Origin of the sequence: Ferranicluibacter rubi, assembly GCF_011603255.1 — a bacterium.
Lineage (GTDB): Bacteria > Pseudomonadota > Alphaproteobacteria > Rhizobiales > Rhizobiaceae > Ferranicluibacter > Ferranicluibacter rubi.
On record NZ_JAANCM010000001.1, the window covers coordinates 789,759 to 807,428 of the forward strand.

General features: G+C 64.3%; 17 protein-coding genes and 1 pseudogene. 13 read left to right on the forward strand and 5 right to left on the reverse strand.

What is annotated here, in order from left to right:
• Positions 1-121 precede the first annotated feature (121 nt).
• The 4 genes from G8E10_RS03765 (at position 122) to nhaA (ending at position 4,598) form a co-directional block, all read left to right on the forward strand.
• A complete protein-coding gene (locus tag G8E10_RS03765; RefSeq protein ID WP_110730892.1) occupies positions 122-883 on the forward strand; it encodes a sulfate transporter family protein in 762 nt (253 codons plus the stop codon).
• A 406-nt stretch (positions 884-1,289) separates the two neighbouring features.
• Positions 1,290-2,255 carry an HD-GYP domain-containing protein gene (locus G8E10_RS03770; RefSeq protein ID WP_165916851.1) on the forward strand — a complete coding sequence of 322 codons (966 nt, stop codon included), beginning with the start codon at positions 1,290-1,292 and terminating at the stop codon, positions 2,253-2,255.
• 96 nt (positions 2,256-2,351) lie between these two features.
• Positions 2,352-3,173 (forward strand): bifunctional allantoicase/(S)-ureidoglycine aminohydrolase, encoded by an 822-nt coding sequence (locus G8E10_RS03775; RefSeq protein WP_167126996.1) that lies wholly within the window; start codon positions 2,352-2,354, stop codon positions 3,171-3,173.
• Between the two features lie 201 nt (positions 3,174-3,374).
• A complete protein-coding gene (gene nhaA / locus G8E10_RS03780; protein ID WP_167126999.1) occupies positions 3,375-4,598 on the forward strand; it encodes a Na+/H+ antiporter NhaA in 1,224 nt (407 codons plus the stop codon).
• 30 nt (positions 4,599-4,628) lie between these two features.
• On the opposite strand, the gene G8E10_RS03785 is transcribed toward nhaA, so the two are convergent.
• From G8E10_RS03785 to G8E10_RS03805, 5 genes are all read right to left on the reverse strand, one after another.
• Positions 4,629-5,198, reverse strand: a complete 570-nt coding sequence (locus G8E10_RS03785) for a hypothetical protein (protein WP_167127002.1) — start codon at positions 5,196-5,198, stop codon at positions 4,629-4,631.
• Positions 5,195-5,788: a type II secretion system protein GspM gene (gene gspM / locus G8E10_RS03790; RefSeq protein WP_167127005.1), complete on the reverse strand. Its 594-nt coding sequence runs from the start codon at positions 5,786-5,788 to the stop codon at positions 5,195-5,197. Before gspM ends, G8E10_RS03785 begins: the two co-directional genes overlap by 4 nt.
• Complete coding sequence (locus G8E10_RS03795) at positions 5,785-6,897, reverse strand: PilN domain-containing protein (RefSeq protein ID WP_167127008.1); 1,113 nt, start codon at positions 6,895-6,897, stop codon at positions 5,785-5,787. The genes gspM and G8E10_RS03795 overlap by 4 nt, the downstream gene beginning before the upstream one ends.
• A 37-nt stretch (positions 6,898-6,934) precedes the next feature.
• The gene (locus G8E10_RS03800) at positions 6,935-8,644 is read right to left on the reverse strand and encodes a GspE/PulE family protein (protein ID WP_167127011.1); all 1,710 of its coding nucleotides are present in this window, start codon (positions 8,642-8,644) and stop codon (positions 6,935-6,937) included.
• Positions 8,645-8,871: 227 nt separating this feature from the next.
• Positions 8,872-9,771 carry a ferritin-like domain-containing protein gene (locus G8E10_RS03805; RefSeq protein ID WP_281517379.1) on the reverse strand — a complete coding sequence of 300 codons (900 nt, stop codon included), beginning with the start codon at positions 9,769-9,771 and terminating at the stop codon, positions 8,872-8,874.
• A 341-nt stretch (positions 9,772-10,112) separates the two neighbouring features.
• On the opposite strand from G8E10_RS03805, the gene gspD reads away from it, so the two are divergent.
• The 9 genes and pseudogenes from gspD to G8E10_RS03850 all read left to right on the forward strand — a co-directional run.
• Complete coding sequence (gspD, locus tag G8E10_RS03810) at positions 10,113-12,281, forward strand: type II secretion system secretin GspD (RefSeq protein ID WP_167127014.1); 2,169 nt, start codon at positions 10,113-10,115, stop codon at positions 12,279-12,281.
• Positions 12,278-12,835 carry a prepilin peptidase gene (locus tag G8E10_RS03815; RefSeq protein ID WP_167127017.1) on the forward strand — a complete coding sequence of 186 codons (558 nt, stop codon included), beginning with the start codon at positions 12,278-12,280 and terminating at the stop codon, positions 12,833-12,835. The genes gspD and G8E10_RS03815 overlap by 4 nt, the downstream gene beginning before the upstream one ends.
• A 117-nt stretch (positions 12,836-12,952) precedes the next feature.
• The gene (locus G8E10_RS03820; RefSeq protein ID WP_167127020.1) at positions 12,953-14,164 is read left to right on the forward strand and encodes a type II secretion system F family protein; all 1,212 of its coding nucleotides are present in this window, start codon (positions 12,953-12,955) and stop codon (positions 14,162-14,164) included.
• Positions 14,165-14,213: 49 nt separating this feature from the next.
• A complete protein-coding gene (gene gspG, locus G8E10_RS03825) occupies positions 14,214-14,663 on the forward strand; it encodes a type II secretion system major pseudopilin GspG (protein WP_167127023.1) in 450 nt (149 codons plus the stop codon).
• 58 nt (positions 14,664-14,721) lie between these two features.
• Positions 14,722-15,135: a GspH/FimT family pseudopilin gene (locus tag G8E10_RS03830; protein ID WP_167127026.1), complete on the forward strand. Its 414-nt coding sequence runs from the start codon at positions 14,722-14,724 to the stop codon at positions 15,133-15,135.
• Positions 15,136-15,148: 13 nt separating this feature from the next.
• Positions 15,149-15,610 carry a type IV pilus modification PilV family protein gene (locus tag G8E10_RS03835; protein ID WP_167127029.1) on the forward strand — a complete coding sequence of 154 codons (462 nt, stop codon included), beginning with the start codon at positions 15,149-15,151 and terminating at the stop codon, positions 15,608-15,610.
• Positions 15,607-16,380, forward strand: a complete 774-nt coding sequence (locus G8E10_RS03840) for a PulJ/GspJ family protein (RefSeq protein ID WP_167127032.1) — start codon at positions 15,607-15,609, stop codon at positions 16,378-16,380. Before G8E10_RS03835 ends, G8E10_RS03840 begins: the two co-directional genes overlap by 4 nt.
• Positions 16,377-17,270 carry a type II secretion system minor pseudopilin gene (locus tag G8E10_RS03845; RefSeq protein WP_167127035.1) on the forward strand — a complete coding sequence of 298 codons (894 nt, stop codon included), beginning with the start codon at positions 16,377-16,379 and terminating at the stop codon, positions 17,268-17,270. The genes G8E10_RS03840 and G8E10_RS03845 overlap by 4 nt, the downstream gene beginning before the upstream one ends.
• Before the next feature lie 249 nt (positions 17,271-17,519).
• A pseudogene (locus G8E10_RS03850) lies at positions 17,520-17,670 on the forward strand (transposase); the annotation flags it as partial.

The window sequence follows — 17,670 nt, forward strand, 5'->3', positions numbered from 1 at the left end:
CTATTTCTGCACTGCGGAAACGGGCGATCGCGTCGCTTTGCCAACGCCTTCTTGCGGGGATCGGGCAGGCGCTCTACATGATCTTTCGCACTGCAACACGCACATGCCCTGGAGCCGCCGGATGATCTTTCACGCCGCCCGCCTGTCGTTTGCCAACCTCTTCGCGCCGGAGACGCGCGCTGCGTTCTGGAAGACGCTCGGCCTGACGATCCTTGCGCTCGTGCTGCTCTGGCTGGCCTTGCGCGAAAGCTTCGTCTACTTCGTCGCCCCTCTCGTCACCGAGATGCTGCCGGGCACGCCGGAATGGGCGGGGTGGTTCACCTTCATCCTCATCATCCTCGCCAGTATCGGGCTTGCGCTCGGCCTTGCCCTGCTGCTGGCACCCGTCACGGCGCTGATCGCCGGGCTTTTCCTCGACGACGTCGCCGAGGTCATCGAGAAGCGGGATTATCCGGACGAGCCGGCCGGACGCGCATTGCCCCTGGGCGAGGCGATCCGCGGCACGCTGAAGTTCCTCGGCATCGTGCTTGTCGGCAACCTGATCGCACTGTTCCTGCTGCTGGTGCCTGGCATCAATCTTATCGCCTTCTTCCTCGTCAACGGTTACCTGCTCGGCCGGGAATTCTTCGAATTCGCCGCCATGCGGTTCCGGTCGCCGGAAGAGGCCCGGGCTTTCCGCTCCAAGCATCGCGCAACGATCTTCATGGCGGGCCTGCTGCTTGCCGCGTTTCTGGCGGTCCCGATCGTCAACCTTTTGACCCCGCTCTTTGCGGCCGGGCTGATGGTGCATCTGCACAAGGCATTGTCCGCGCGCGACCCCGAGTTCGGCTACCCCCGTATCCGCCCGTCGGTGCGACCGCCCTTGCAGAACGCGCCTCTCTGAGTGGCGTCATCGGGCACTTCCCGCGCTCGGCCACCTTGCCGAACGTGTCGCGGTGGAAGGCAAACCGGAAATGTCGCCGGCCTAGAGCGTCGCGGAAGCCGGTGCCTTTAGGTAAGCCCTGACAATCTCTGGCCTCTTTCTGTGACCTCCAGCAAGTTAAAGGCTTCTCGCAGATGCAAAACAACCTTCAAGAGTGTTGCTCGCCTTTGCTACTTTCTCCGTCGCGTTGCCTTTCTACACTGTCGGAAAAGTAGAACCCCCAGATTTTTCTACCCGGCTTAGTGATGTCTTAAAAACCTGAGACTATAAAGTCATACGGTTCCTCGCTGCTGGCGGGGTAAGACAAGCGCTCGCTGACATGCGTACGCGTGTCGGGAGAGACAAGGAGGCATCGAGGGGCGACATCATGGTGAAGCGTATCGAGAGGCACGAGGCCCGCGTTGGCATGTTCATCGAGTCGCTCGAGGGTGCCTGGCAGGACAACCCCTTCGGCCAACGCCGTTTTCTGTTGCGTTCGGAGACAGAGGTCGACCTGATCAAGAACAGCCGGATCACCGGTATCTATATCAACCTTGCCAAAGGCGTTGACGTCGATGGGTCAAGCCGCAGCTTCGCCAACAGTTCGCCACCGCGTAGCCCACCTCCCCGAAAGGCCTTGCTGGACGAACGCCGCGCAACGGTCAAGATCGTCCAGGCCTCGGTCAAGCGGCTCGAAACCGCGTTCAAAGAGAGCCGAAGCGGCGAACCGATCAACATCGAGAGCGTGTCCGAGATCGTCGGCGACATCTCGACCCAGATCGGCAGCAGCCCGGCCATTCTGCTCGACATCACCCGGCTGAAATCGAAGGACAAGGTTACCTTCGTCCACTCCGTCGCTGTATCAGCCCTGCTCGTGCATTTCGCCCGCCATCTCCATTTCGAGGAGCCGCTGGTGCGTGTGCTCGGTTTCGCGGGGCTGGTGCACGACATCGGCAAGCTGGCAATTCCCACCGCAATCCTCAATAAAGCCAGTGTCCTGACCGCAGAGGAACGCAAGATCGTCATGCAGCATCCGGCCATCGGCCATGATATTCTCAAGCGGCAAGGCAACCTGCCGGGTGTCGTGCTCGACATCTGTCGCCATCACCATGAGCGCATGAACGGCAAGGGATATCCGGACGGCATCCCCGCCGGCGAACTCTCGATCTATGTGCGCATGAGCGCGATCTGCGACGTCTACGAGGCGGTGACCTCGGTGCGCCCCTACAAGAAGCCGTGGTCGTCTGCGACCGCTCTGTCCTGGATGCTGCAGCATGGCGACCATTTCGACACGCAGCTGCTCTGGAAATTCATTCTCAGCCTGGATTCGGAGCTGACCCGGGGCGTGGCCTGACAGCCAAAGCGCGTTTTCGCGAAGAAAACCCTCTCATTCCCTGCCGGACCGTTTTAAGGTGTCGCCGTCACAATCAGGACGGATACCAGCGAGCCGATGAAGAATACGCGTCTTTTTTCCAATATGGGCGGCCTGCCGGGCCAGAGCGAACTGCTTTCGAGCAAAGCGGTGTTCACAACGGCCTATGCGGTTATTCCCGGCAGCGTCATGCGCGACATCGTCACGAGCGTGCTGCCGCACTGGGCCGGTACACGCGCCTGGATCATCTCGCGCCCGCTGACCGGCTTTTCCGAGACCTTCTCGCAATACATCATGGAAGTGGCACCGGGCGGCGGCAGCGACAAGCCGGAACCCGATGCACGCGCCTCCGCTGCCATCTTCGTGGTCGATGGCGAGATGATCGTCACCTTCGAGGGTGAGGAGAAGGCCCTGCGGACCGGGTCCTTCGCCTACCTGCCCGCCGGACGGCGCTGGACGCTGAAGAATACGGGCGACGTGCCGGCGAAATTCCACTGGGTGCGCAAGGCCTTCGAGGTGGTCGAAGGGCTCAAGGCCCCGCCCGCCGTCTTCACCCATGAAGACGATTGCGAGATCAGCGCCATGCCCGACACGGACGGGCGCTGGGCGACGACGCGGTTTCTCGATCCGAACGACGTGCGCTACGACATGCACCTCAACATCGTCACCTTCGAGCCGGGTGCCGTCATTCCGTTCCTCGAGACGCATGTGATGGAGCACGGGCTCTACGTGCTCGAAGGCCGTGCGGTCTACCGGCTGAACGAGGACTGGGTGGAGGTGGAGGCCGGCGACTATATGTGGCTGCGCGCCTTCTGCCCGCAGGCCTGCTATGCCGGCGGCCCCGGCCGCTTCCGCTACCTGCTCTACAAGGACGTCAATCGTCACACCAAGCTCTGGTAGAGGCAGGAGCATCGGCCTGACCGCCGTCGCCGATCAAACGCATCTCCGCCCTGCATTGCAGAAGGTCCGCAGCCAGCACGACGACCCGAAAGTGCTGGTCCTGCGGACCGGCGGCCGGTATAAGACAGGGAGCGTGTGCTGCGTGCGCCTCGGATTGCCCCTACGGAGACTGCGTCCAACGTTTTTCGAGGTGCCGAACGCATGACCGAACGCCCCGCATCACCGCCTGTTTCCAAGGGCCGTATCCCATCGACTGTCCGCGCATTTCTGGACAATGAAACATCGAGCGGCCTCCTGCTGATGGGCGTCGCGCTGCTTGCCATTCTCACCGCGAACTCTCCTCTGGCCGAGGCCTATTTCGGCGCGCTGCACATCTATATCGGGCCTCTGAGCCTGCAGCACTGGATCAACGATCTGCTGATGGCCGCCTTCTTTCTGGTCGTGGGGCTCGAAATCAAGCGTGAACTCCTCGACGGTCAGCTCTCCACCTGGAGCCGGCGCATTCTACCGGGCGCGGCGGCAGCCGGCGGCATGGCCGTTCCGGCGCTGATCTACATCGCCTTCAACTATCGCGATCCGGTCGCGGTGCACGGCTGGGCCGTGCCGTCTGCAACGGACATCGCCTTTGCGCTCGGCGTCCTCTCGCTGCTCGGGCCGCGCGTTCCAGCCTCGCTGAAGATCTTTCTCGCCGCGCTCGCCATCATCGACGATCTCGGCGCCGTCGTGATCATTGCCGTTTTCTATACGTCCGACATGAACCTGATGGCGCTGGGTGGCGCGGCTGTGGTGATCGGCGGGCTGGTGGCCCTCAATCGCACAGGCGTGCAGCGCCTGCTGCCCTATCTGGCGCTCGGCGCGGTGCTCTGGGTGCTCGTCTTCGCCTCCGGCGTGCATGCCACGCTTGCCGGGGTCATTCTGGCGCTCACCATCCCGATCCGCCGCACGCCCGGTACACCGGAAGCCACGCCCGATACCTCGCCGCTGCACCGGCTGGAGCATGCGCTCCACAAGCCGGTCGCCTTCGTGATCGTGCCCATCTTCGGCTTTGCCAATGCCGGCGTTTCGTTCGCCCATATCAGCCTGGCCGCGCTCGTGGAGCCGGTGACGCTCGGCGTCGCCGCGGGGCTGGTGCTCGGCAAGTGCATCGGGGTGTTCGGCACCGTGCTGATCCTCGTCAAGACGGGGCTTGCGGACCTGCCGGCAAGAGCGAGCTGGGGCCAGACCTTCGGCGTCTCGCTCGTCTGCGGCATCGGCTTCACCATGAGCCTCTTCATCGGGCTCCTCGCCTTTTCCGACCCCGACATGCAGGACCGCGTCAAGGTGGGCATCCTGATCGGCTCGCTGATTGCGGGCCTGCTCGGCTACACCATTCTGCGCCTCACGAACCGGCGGCAGCCTGTGTCGGTCGGTCATCCGGGCATCTGACAGCCATCGACCGGTTCAGGCGCGATCCGTTCAAGGCGCCGCACCTGAACCTTCGAGATCCGGCATCAGCTGCGTCTCGCCGTTCGGCGTCTCCTCACCTGTCGCCTCTTCGGACGGCTTGAAGGTCGGGAGGCGCATCGTCTCGCCGTCTTTGTCGAGCACCATCTCGCGACCATCGACCGAGACGACCGCCCAGCCTCGAAAGAGGTCTCCCGTTCGCAGCACATGCCGCGTGTCGTCGCTTTCGTCGCGCACGAGCGCGCTCACGCCCTCCGGCGTGCCGATGACACCGAGGAGTTGCAGGGTGACCGGTTCCGGTGGCTGTTCGGTCGGCGGCTCCGCCACCTCGGGGATTGGTTCGGTCACCGGATCGGGCGGGCGGGTGCGGCTGGGGGAGAACAAGGGCCGGTCGCGGAACCCGGTCAGGGATGCGGGATCGATCCCCGACAGCGGATTCGGATTGGGGTTCTGCGTCTGAGCTGCGGCCCCGCCGCCTGCGGCGACGATCCCCGTGCAGAGACCTGCCGCCAGAAGCAGCGGGACGCCGTGCAGGCGAAGGCGGCTTTGTCGCGATGGTGCCGGTCGAAGCTTCCACATCACGAACCGGTCTCCGCGCCCGCTTCGGACCCTGTCTCCGGCGCCCACCGCGCGCCGATCGCCATATCCACCCGCAGCCGGATCTGCGCGTTGTCACCCGGGCTTTCCCCTTCTGCATCGGGAAGACGGCGGATCGAGAGGCTTTCGACGGTCATCAGGGGCAGACCGCTTTCCAGCTGGTAGAGCAGGCGGAGAAGGCCGTCATTGTCGATATCGAAGGTCGTGGTGACGGCAATCTCGTCGCTTCCCTCGCCCTCGGCCAAGGTGCCTTCGCTTGCTGCCGTCTCGATGATCCGGCCGGGAGCGGCCGCGATGGCATCGAGGACCGTCTGTTGCAGCCGTGCGATGGCGGCCGTGCGCGAGGGGCCTTCGATGGTGAAGCTTGGTGTCGTGTCGCCGGTCGAAGCCGGGATGCTCGCAAGTCGGCGCTCCAGCGTGGCGGCCTGACGGGTTGCCTCCTCCACCGTAAGGCGATCCTCGGCGATCTGGAGATAATTCAGCACACTCAGCGTCATGAACAGCGCCGGCAGACCAATGAAGACGAGGATGGCCGAGAGGCGAAGGGCCTGCATACGCGGCGGCGAGACGGTCATGGTGCAGGCGCTCCGTCCTTGCCCGCGCGGATGACGGAGATGTCGAAGCGATCGCGCCCATCCTCCTGCCGCGTCACCGGTGCTGCAAAGCTCGCCTGCGACAGGGCGGGTTCCGCCTCGATGATCGCGACGAGGGACGAGGCCTCGGTGGATGTGCCGGCGAGCCGCAGGCTCTGCGGCAGGATGTCGAGTTCGTCGAGCGTGGTCGTCTCGGGAAGAATGGTCGCGAGACGGTCGATCAGCACAAAGCTCGCCTGCTCCGGGGTCTTTGCCTCCAGCATCGCTGCCTCGCGCTCGCGAATGCCGCCGCTGCCGGAAGCCCCCACCATCTTTCGTCGGGTCGCATCCAGCGCCGCCTGTGCGTTCGCGACCTCGCTTGTGCTCATCGAGAGTGCTGCGATCGACGCGATAAAGCCTGCGAGGGTCAGGACGAGGACGGCAAGCGTGCCCGCCGCGATGCGTCTGCGACGGGTTTTGCGCAGCGTATCGTTCTCACCTTTGAGAAGATCGATGCGCAGGCGCTCCTCGACCGGCTCACCCGCCGATCCGACGCGCGAGGGCACGAGGCCGAAGGCTGCGAGCCGGGAGATGCCGGCCGCCACGATCTCGCGCGAGGTCGCGACGACGTCGACGGTGAGCTGACCATCGCCGCCCGGTTTCGAGGCGACATGAAAACCGTGCAGCAGCTTTTCCGGTCGCCAGGGCGTCAGCCTGTCGAGGCGACTGGCAACGATCTGCGCAGCAAAGCCGGATGCTTCCACCGGCACCTTGATCTGGGTCGTGACGACGCGATCGGCCTGCAGGCGCAATTCTGTCTCCGCATTCCCTCGGCTGCGGAACGCCCGACGGACAGGTTCGGGAAGGCTGCTGCCATGGCCGAGGAAGACCGCGCCGCGCCGCGAAACCCGGTAAAACGCCAGGTCGCCGGACGAGGGCGGCATCCCCGCCGCCTCTGCGGCTATCGGCGGATCGCGACGATCGCCCGAGACCTCCACGACGATCCACCGCGCGCCCGGCGCAAGCGCCACGAAGACGGGCTCGACAGCATCCACAAAGGCCGAGAGCAGCGGCCTTGCAGGCCGGACGAGGCGGGAAAGGATACCGCTCATGAGCGCGCCGCCTTCGGGTGAGACAAGACCCTGCGCCTCATCCGGTCGCCCTGATCACTTCGTCGATGGTGGTCATGCCCTCGGCGCATTTGGCCAGCCCATCCTCCAGCATCGAGGTCATGCCCCGCTCCTCCGCCTGGCGGCCGATTACGGCCGGGTCCGGATCTCTCCGGATGGCCGCCCGGATATCGTCATCGACCGGCAGCACCTCGAAAATACCGATCCGGCCGCGATAGCCGCTCTGGCCGCAGGCCTCGCATCCCACTGCCCGGTGAAAATTCAGCGTGGCAGGCAAGCGAATGCCGCGCCGGGCGGCGAGCGTGACGGCGCCTTCCCGCGCGCTGTCATCCGGTGCCTTGCAGCGCTCGCAGAGCCGGCGCACGAGGCGTTGCCCGAGGACGCCGCGCAGGCTCGCGCCCAGCAGATAAGGCTCGACGCCCATGTCGATCAGGCGGACCACGGCGTCGGAGGCGGAATTGGTGTGCAGCGTCGTCAGCACGAGATGCCCGGTCAGCGCCGCCTGGATGCCGATGCCGGCGGTTTCGCGGTCGCGCATTTCGCCGATCATGATGACGTCGGGATCGTGGCGGAGGAACGAGCGGAGAGCGGAGGCGAAGGTCAGCCCGATGGACGGCTTGATCTGCGTCTGGTGGATGCCGGGGATCTGGTATTCGACGGGATCTTCCACCGTGACGATCTTGCGCCCGGGATCGTTCAACATGGAAATGGCCGTTGCCAGCGTCGTCGTCTTGCCGCTGCCGGTCGGGCCGGTGACGACGACCACGCCGTGCGGCTCGGCCAGCAGGGTCTCGAACCTGCGCTGGTCGGACGTGCTCATGCCGATGCGGCCGAGATCGAGCAGCCTGCTGTCGCGCAAGAGAATGCGCAGCACCGCGGTTTCCCCATGCAGCGTCGGCATGACCGCGACGCGCAGATCGGCCTCGGCATTGCCGATGCGGATATTGGCGCGTCCGTCCTGCGGCAGACGGCGATCCGCGATATCGAGTCCGGCAAGGATCTTGATGCGCGAGATGACGGCGGGCGCGAGGCCGAGCGGCAGCCGCTGGTCACGGCGCAGGAAGCCATCGACCCGAAACCGCACCCGCAGGTGATCGCGCTCGGTTTCCACGTGAATATCCGTCGCACCGGCGCCGACGGCACGCTCCAGAATTTCGTCGATCAACCGGACGACGGGGGCGCCGCGCGCCAGGTCCTGGATCGCCTGAAGGCTGTCGCCGGTCTCCTCCGGTATCTCGATGGCGGCAACGCCAGTGTCAGGGCCGGTGTCAGGGCTCGCCTCCTCCGACGCCCGCTCGAACAGGAGCGCGATGTCTTCGAACGAGACGACGCGGAGGGCCGGCTGCGCGCCGAGCGCCAGCTGCACGGCCCGCACGGCATCGCCGCGGGCAGGGTCGGCCAGCGCCAGCATGGGCACACCGCCCTCGTCGTAGGGAAAGAGATGCGACTCGCGCAGATATCGCCGCGACAGATCGCTCATCAGATGCGGCCGAGAGGCAATCGCCTCGAACCGCCCGCGCGGCACGGCATAGAATGCGGCGAGCGCATCCGCAATCTCGGTCGCCGTCGCAAGGCCACCGCGCCACATCTCCTCGGCCGACAGGGGTTTCGACGTTTGCGGGAGAGCGGCCCGGAGCCCGCTCGCGCGCTCCGCCATGAAGGCCTGGAAGTCATTGGCAGACTGCGAGGCGAGCGCGATCAGGGAAGAGGCGTCAGTTTGCGGCTGCATGGCACGTCCTCCTCTTCACATCCGCATCCTCGCATCTGGATATGGTGCCACGACGCATTCGCGCCGGCTCGTCGTTCTTTTGAGCACTGCACAGGGTTCGGTTCAAGAACCGATTGCAGGCGGCAGGGTTCATCCGGAGAACAATACCGCCAAATGCCTGCATGCCGAAAAAGGAACAGCCCGTACGAGGACGGGCTGTCTGTTTCGTCCCGAGGGATCGCTTTGGATCAGGCGATGTTGCCGTTGAGCTTACGCGGGAAGAAGCTCGCCTCGCTGGCGCCGGAGCCGAGATAGACGATGTTGAGGACCTGTTGCGGCGTGCGGCTGAAGGCCAGACCATTGGCGTCGGTCGGCACGACGTTGACGCTCTTCTCGCTGCCGATGCCCATGTCGAGATCGGTGGTGCCGTCGAGCGAGTCACGCGCGTCGGAGATCGCGTTTGCCTGCGCAAAGAGGCCGCGGGACGCCAGCAGCGTGCGGATTTCGCCGGCGTGATAGGCCTCGACGGCGAGAAGCCCGGCAGCTGCTTCCAGGAAGTCCTTGTTCTGGATGAAGCGGGCAGCACCCTTATAGGCGGTTACGCCGACATCTTCGAAGATGAAGGCCGCGAGCAGGAAGTTGTTCTCGTTTGCAAAGGCATCGAACGTCTCCTTCGCACCGACAAGGCCGGCGGCACGCGCCGCGGCCGTGAAGCTGGTGGCAAGGTTGATGCCCGGCCGAGCGACCTTGGCATCGCCGAGCGCCTTGCGGAGGAAGCGGACATGGGCCTGCTCGTCGCGGGCGATCTCCTCTGCATAGCTGCGGACGAGCGCCGACTTGAACGGGACCTTGCGGCCACCGAGAACGCCGCCCAGACGCCCGTTTCCGGTCGTATCGCCATCCAGAAGCCGGCGGCCGAAGGCGGCGATGAGGTAGAATTCCGCTTCGAGATATTCGAGGTTCAGAGCGAAGTTCAGGATGGTCGCGTCGTCCAGTTCCTGGGCTTCCGCCTGTTCCGGCAGGCCGGTGAGGCCGATGGTTGCAGCTCCTGCGGCCATAAGGCCTGCGGAGCGCAGGAAGGCCCTGCGGCCTGCCTGAAGATCGATCGTCCGTGTGGGCACAAGGCCCTCGTCTTGCATCTGTGTCATCTGCTCGTCCCTTCCCCATTCGCTCGAAAGCGCGCACCGGCACATGATCACCGGCACACACACGACGAAGCCGGAGCGCAAGAAGTTTCACGGCCGGGATTTTGCGTTTTAGAACCATGCGACGCATTGCGCCGATTTGAAACTTAGCGTCCCGATCCTTCGTCTCTTGATCAGGGCAAACGACGAGCCTGCGTAAGACAGGCGGCTCTAACGAAAGATCTGTGGTGTACCTGCGCCGGGCCGGTTTGGTGCTTGCACAGGCGGATGTTTTCGTTTGAGGTGACATGATGGCGAGCGGGGCTCGTTTTTCTCTTGGGGGTGTTGAGAGCGTGCCGGCATTCATGCAATTTGGCCGCACTGTTCTGTGTTGCGTCCTTGTTGGTCTCGTCGGGGGTTTTCTCACCGGATGTCAGACCAGCGACGGCGATGGCGAATCCGCATTTGCGGGCGGCGTCTTCAGCGATCTCCAGGCGCGCAATACGCGCGAGCATCCCGACCCGACCTCGACATCTCCCGCACGGCGCACCGGCAGCACGCAGACCTTCGGACCGGACCGGGGGCTGACGCCCGTCGGCTCGTCGGATGCGGGCTCTGCCGGACAATATACGTTGAATTTCGACCGGACCGACATCAAGGATGTGGCCCGCGCAATCCTCAACGACGCACTGCATCTCAACTACTCGATCAGCGGCGAACTGTCCGGCCCGGTCACGCTGTCGTCTGCCCGCCCCGTAACGCGTGAGCAGCTTCTGGCAACGCTCGAAACGTCGCTCTCCTCCTTCGGCTTCTCGCTCATCCGCTCGGGCAGCGACTACCGCATTGCCGCCAGCGGACTGTCCGGCGGCACGGTGGATTTCGGCAATCGCACGCGGGCGGGCTTCGGCGTTTCGGTCATTCCGCTCAGCTTCGTGTCTGCCTCCACGATGATGGAGCTTCTCTCAGGCTTCGTCGCTGAGGCCGACGGGTTGCGGGTCAACGCTGCCGGCAACAGCATCATCGTGCGCGGCTCGGGCCCGCAGCGCGCAGAGGTTGCTGAAGCCGTGATCTCGTTCGACTCCGATTTCATGCAGAACCAGTCCGTGTCGATCTTCCGCCTGGCCGAAGCGCGGCCGGAGCAGATCGTTCCGGAACTGGAGCGCATCTTCAACAGCCAGGGACAGAGCGGCGCCATCCAGTTTCGCGCGGTCAACCGGCTGAAGGGCGTTATGGCGATCTCGCGCAATGCCGGGCTCTTGAAACGCGCGGAAAGCTGGGTCCGGCGGCTCGACCAGCAGGATGGGCAATCCGGCCAGAACGTCGTCGTCTACAAGGCGCGCTATCGTAAGGCCGCCGAACTTGCAGCCGTCATGAACAATCTCTTCGGCGGATCGAGCGGCGCCGTTTCGTCCCCGACCCAGCAGCCCATGCCGACGCAGCCGGCGGAAGAGCCGCTTGGATCCGGCAATCCGGCCATGTCGGAAACCGAGGGATCGGGCCTGGCAACCCAGGCCAATGCCCGCATCGCCTCGGCCTTCGCCACGACATCGGACGAGAACACCGGCTCGGCGATGAGCGGTGTGCCCAATGTCGTCGATCTCACCTCGGGCGCCCAGGAAACACAGTCGCCGATCCGCATCAGTGCCGATCCGTCCAACAATTCGGTCGTCATCTATGGCGATTCCGAGCGGGCCGACCAGATCATCCAGACATTGAAGCGCCTCGACGCAACCCCGGTGCAGGTCGCCATCAACGTGACGATCGCCGAGGTGCGGCTGACGAAGGAGCTGAAATACGGCGTCCAGTATTTCATCAACAGCAAGAACCTCGGTCTCGGCACCAATAACGGCTCCGTCAGCCTCGTCGATCAAGCGAGCGGCGTCCTGAAGCGGCAGATCCCGGGCCTCAATTTCGTGATCGGCGCCAATGCCGATCCCGATGTCATCATCTCGGCGCTCGATGTCATCGGCGACGTCGAGGTGCTGTCGTCGCCCTCGCTTGTGGTGCTGGAAAACCAGACGGCGACGCTGCAGGTCGGCGACGAAGTGCCCATCACCACGCGCCAGTCGCAGAGCCTCGAAAACGCGGTCGCGCCCGTGATCAATCAGGTCGAGTTCAAGAACACCGGCATCATCCTCAACGTTACGCCGCGCATCAGCCAGAACGATGCGGTGACGATGCAGATCGAGCAGGAAATCTCGAACGTTTCGAGCGGCGCCAACACACTGACGCCGACGATTTCCAAGCGGCGCATCGAGAGCCAGATTTCCGTCAACGACCAGCAGACCGTACTGCTCGGCGGCCTGATCAGCACTGGCACGAACAATGGCAAGAGCGGCATTCCCGGCGCCAACCGCATGCCCGGCATCGGCGGGCTTTTCGGCCAGACCCAGAAGAGCGCCAACCGCACCGAACTGATCGTCCTCATTCGCCCCGTCATCATCCGCGATGCGCAGGACGCCGCCAATGTGGCGGAAAGCCTTCGCGCGCAGATGTCCGTCATCGGCGGGCGCGGTGGCGGGCGCATGAAATGAGCCGCGTCATGGGCCGTGCGGATCTCCTTGCGCTGACGGTCGGTATCGTCGTTGCGGCTGTTGTGACAGCGGTGCCTATGCCCGGCGTTACGGCACAGGCCGCGGCCGCTTTCGTGATCGCAGCCATGATCGGCTGGATCGCCTGGCAGGACCTTCGCACGTTCACGCTTCCCGATGGACCTCTCGTCGCCCTTGCGCTGACAGGCGCCGCGCTTCGCCTTTCCCAGGCTTTCGACCTGCCTCAAGAGGCTTTGGTCATCGCGATCGACGTGGTTCTCTGCGGCGGCGCGCTTCTCGCCATTCGCGAGGGCTACTACCGCTGGAAGGGTGTGGACGGCCTTGGCTTCGGCGACGTCAAGCTGGCGGCGGCCTGTGGCGTTCTGGTGGGCGTCACCGGCTTTGCGCATGCGCTTCTCGCCGCAAGCGCGTTCGGCATCGCAGTCGTACTGGCGCTGTCCTTGCGGTCGGGTGCGGTGGCTATCGACCGGCTGCCGTTCGGCGCTCTGCTTGCGCCGGCCTGCGGCCTCGTCTGGGTCCTCTCGTCGCTGACATGAGCGCGTGCTACAGCGAGGTCTCGTTTCGAAGAGTGACACGAGTCGAAACGAGGATCCGATGCAGGGTATGTGAAGCCGTCATGATGCAATTTTTCTTGGTGTGAAGGGCCGTCGTCGATGACCGTGTTTTCCTACCAGGCGCTGGGCGCCAGCGGAAAGATGATCGCCGGCACGATGGAGGCGTCCACACGTGCGGATGTCATCGAACAGCTCGACCGCGCCAATGCCACGCCGATCACGATCGAGGAAGCGACAGGGCAAGAGAACCGCAGCTGGCGCGATCGCCTGACGATCGAGCCCGCCGGCGAGGATATTACCGGCTTCACCGTCGATCTGGCCATGCTCCTGAAGGGCGGCGTGACGCTGAACGAAGCCCTTCTCATCCTGACGCAGATGGAAACGCGACGCTGGCTCGTGAAACTGATCGAGCGCCTGCATGTGGAACTGTCCGGCGGCAAGAGCTTCTCCAAGGTTCTGGCGCAGCATCCCCGGCTCTTCCCGCCGCTCTATGTGAAGATGATCGAGGTTGCCGAAGTTTCCGGCCGGTTGGAACAGGCCCTGACGAGCATTGCCGCCGAGCGGCAACGCTCCGAGCGCCTGCGCAAACGACTGATCGCAGCGCTCGCCTATCCCGCCTTTCTGACCGTCGCGGCGCTTGGCGTCTTGGCCTTCGTGCTTCTCTACATCATTCCGCAGTTCGAAGGCGCGATCGCCGGCTTTCGCGACCGTATCTCGCCCTCGGCGCTCTTCGTTTTTCGCCTGTCGGAGTGGTTCCGCGGGAATGTGGATGTCGTGCTGATCGCGATGGCCGCTCTTCTCCTCGGCTTCATGCTCATCAAGCGGCTGGGGCAGCGGCGGTCGCTGTTCCTCGAAATCCTGGCCTTTCTGCCCCTGACTTCGCGCATCGTCACCTATCACCTGACGCTGACCTTCTGCCGGACGCTCGAGATCCTGCTGGAAAACGGTGTCGATATCTCCACCGCGCTGCGGCTGATCCGCGGCATCCATCCGCTGCCGAGCACGGTCGCAAAGGTCGATGGCGTGATTGCCGACGTGCGCAGTGGCAAGCGGCTGACGCAGGCGCTTGCCACGCAGAACCTGCTGCCAAGCCATGTCGTGCAGATGCTGCGCGTCGGCGAGGAATCCGGCCATCTCTCCGACAGTGCCGGGCGGATCGCCGGGTTCTACGAGACGAAACTCGACGCCTCGCTCGCACGTCTCACAGCTGTGGCCGGTCCGTTGCTGATGATGGGCGTCAGCATGCTGATCGGCTGGCTTATTCTGTCCATCATGAGCGCGCTCATGAGCATCAACGACCTTCTCGTGTAAAAGACTCTTCTCGTTTAAAGACCCGGCCACTCTCACATCGGACGTTCCCATGATACCCATACGCTTTCAACACAGGCGCCCTGCGCGCCGGGACCGGTCCGGGGGGTTCACGCTGGTGGAGCTCCTCGTCGTCCTCGTCATCCTCGGCCTCGTCATGGGTCTCGTCGGTCCGCGCGTCCTCAATTACCTCACCAGTTCGCGCACGCGCGCGGCAGCCCTGCAGCTGAGTTCGTTCAAGTCGTCGCTCGACCTCTTCTATCTCGACATGGGCCGCTATCCCTCCAGGAGCGAAGGCCTGTCCGCGCTCGTCGTGCGACCGGGCTCGGCTCAAGGGTGGAACGGCCCCTACCTGCAGCAGCAGGCCGTGCCGTACGACCCCTGGGGCAACGCCTATCAATATACCGTTCCGGGCGACAAGGCGCCCTACCGGATCCTATCCTATGGTGCCGACGGCGTGGCCGGAGGGAGCGGCGCCGATGCCGACATCGTCAGCCAATAGGCGCAGCTTTCCGGGTGCGCTTCGTCCGGTCCCGCGCGACAGACGGGGCGGATTCGCGATGCTGGAGGTCGTGCTGGCTCTCGTCGTGCTCGGCCTCCTCGCTTCGCTGGGATTGCCGCTCGTCCGCACGCAAACCGGCGCGACGGCGCTACGCTCCAAAGCGTTCGAAATCGTCGCGCTGCTGCGCATGGAGCGCAATGCGGCGATGACGTCGGGGCGTCCCGCGACCGTCCTTATCGACGTGCAGGCGGGACGCATCCGATCCGCGCGCACGACAAGCGAGATCGCCCTGCCCGCGACGATGGCGCTCAACCTTTCGCCCGCTCGGTCGGCCGACATTCGGTTTTTTCCAGACGGACGGGCGACCGCTAGCGAGCTGGCGCTGAGCTCCGGACGCGATAGCATTCGCATCGCCATTTCCGGACCGACCGCCATGATCCGCATTGTGGGGGCATCCGTTGCGGCGCGCTAGGGCAGCTTCTCCGATGCGCAAAGGCGGCGCACAGGGTGGCTTCACCCTGATCGAAGTGCTGGTGGCGTTTCTCGTGCTCGCCTTTGGCACACTGGCGATCCAGCAGGCTGTGATGGCCTCCGTCGAGGGCACGCGTCGCGCCGAGGATCGTCTGCGCGCGGAACGGGTGGTGCGATCGCTAATGACGGCGCCCATCAGCGGCGATCCCGGCGATGGCGTCCAGACCGGTGTCATGGATGGCCTCTCATGGTCGATCCGATACGAACCTCTTCGCCTTCCCTTTACGACGGCGGCGGACGCAGAGGGTAAGCCGGTGGACTGGACACCGCGCCGGATGATGGTGACCGTGCCCCTTCCGCCGCGCAGCCGCTGGTCGCTCAGTGCCCGTCGCGATGCGGTGGTGAGCATCGAGACCATCCGGCTCATTCGGGTTTCGACCGCCGAAATTGCGCGCCCGGAAGAGCGTTCCCCGTGACGCGCGCCTCGTCTTCGAGACCGCCGCGACGGGGCTTACCGACCTCGGGCTTCCTGCTTGTGGAAGCCCTGACGGCGATGGCCATCGGCGCGCTCCTGCTCGTGGCTTTGGGATCGCTGGTCTCCCTTGTTCTGCGCGCCTCGGACAGAACCGCCTCGACGTCACAACAGATCGAGGAAACAAGCCGCATCTTCTCCACCCTGATCGACAGGATCGAAACCATGACGCCCCAACGCTGGGCAGGTGCCGGAGCCGGCTTTGTGTTCGAGGGAACGGAAACGGCTCTGGTCTTCGCCCGCTTCCCGAAGGCGTCCGAAGCGGGCACGGGCAGCCGCCTCGTCATCCTGACCAGCGATGGCCCGAATTTGCGGGAGGAGGAACGTTCGCTTCCGCCGGATGCGACCGATATAAAAGCCGTTATGGACCGCGAGCCAGCAACCAGCACGCTTCTCCAACAGGGCTATACCGTGCGCTTTGCCTATTTCTCGCGCCTTCCCAACGGAAAAGAAGCGCTGACAGACCGCTGGTCCGGCCGCCGTGCCATGCCGGTTGCCATCCGCATCGCCTTGGCGGACTCGCGCGGGAAGCTCCACGGCAGCGTGCGCGTGCCCATCCGCGTCGATGCGGAACCCGGATGCGCTGCACCCGGACAAGGGATCTGCAGCCTCGTTCCTGACGATCCGTCCACGCCGGAGACTACATCACCGGCAGGTGCAGCGCCGATCGATCCCGATGACGGCCGGGGCTGGGAGCGCTACGTTCGACCATGAGACCTCCATCGCGCCTTCAAGGAAATTCCGGCTATATCCTCATCTCAGTGCTCGCCATCGTTGCCCTGCTTTCGGGCTTGGTCGCCGCACTTCTTCTGCTCGGACGCGCTGCAACGGATACCGCGCATCTCGCCAGTCGCGATCTCCGGCAGGAAACGCTCCTCCAGTCGGCCGTGGCGCTCGCCGGATATCAACTTTTCATCCTGAAACGCCCGCTCGACAGTATCGACGGTCAGCAGTTGCGGCTCGATGCGGGCGTCATCACATTGCGGGTCAGCTCGGATGCCGGGAAGGTGGACCTGAACGGCTCCGGCAAGGACCTGCTGGCCGCGGCCTACCGGGCCTCAGGATTAACCGCCATGCGCCCGGAGGTCTTCGCGTCGAGAGTCATCGACTGGCGAGAGCCCGGGGACATGCCGCAACCGGGCAGCGCCGACACAGCTTACGACCGCCCGCCCGGTCAGCGCGCGCGCAACGCCCCGTTTCGCACCCTCGATGACATTGCCTTCGTCCCCGGCGTGGCACGAGACGACATCGCCCGGCTTCGCCCACTTCTCACAGTCTTCAACCCTACAGGCCGTTTGTCGGCCTTTTTCGCTCCGGAACCTCTCATGGCAGCCATTCCCGGTATCGGCAAAACCACGTCTCGGGATATCGTCGCGCTTCGGGGGAAGAAGACGGCAGAAACCGAGCAGGCCATAGCAAACCTTGTGCTCGTCGCGGCATCACAGATCGATGCGAAACTACCGCGAACCTACCGTGTCGTCGTTGAACTCCTGTTGCAAGGAAACCGCCCGGAGCTCGGCTTCACCGCCGTGTTGTCCGCAGGTGCTGATTCTACGACGCCGTATCAGGTGCTCGCTTGGGATCGGGATGCATTCGGGAAATAATTGAAGGCCGTTGGGATGAGCCGTGGCAACTGGGCTGGCGATAGATGAGCGAGCGGCTCTCCATCACATTGATGCGTTTGTGACAGCCATGCATCTATCCGCCTCACCCAGAATGGCGACCTGTATAACGCCCAAACCGAATCGAGCCTGGCGTTGCGGCTGCGCCCTGTGACCTGAGCCCCTAAACTTCCTCCAGATTTTGGTAGAGTCCGTCACAATGAGGAGACGGACGAGTGAAGCGTTCACGGTTCACGGTTCACGGAAGAACAGATCATCGGGATATTGAAGGAGCAGGAGGCGGGCGCGAAGACAGTCGATGTCTGCCGCAAGCACGGCATCTCGGACGCAACCTTCTACAAATATAAGGCAAAGTATGGCGGCATGGACGTGTCGGATGCCC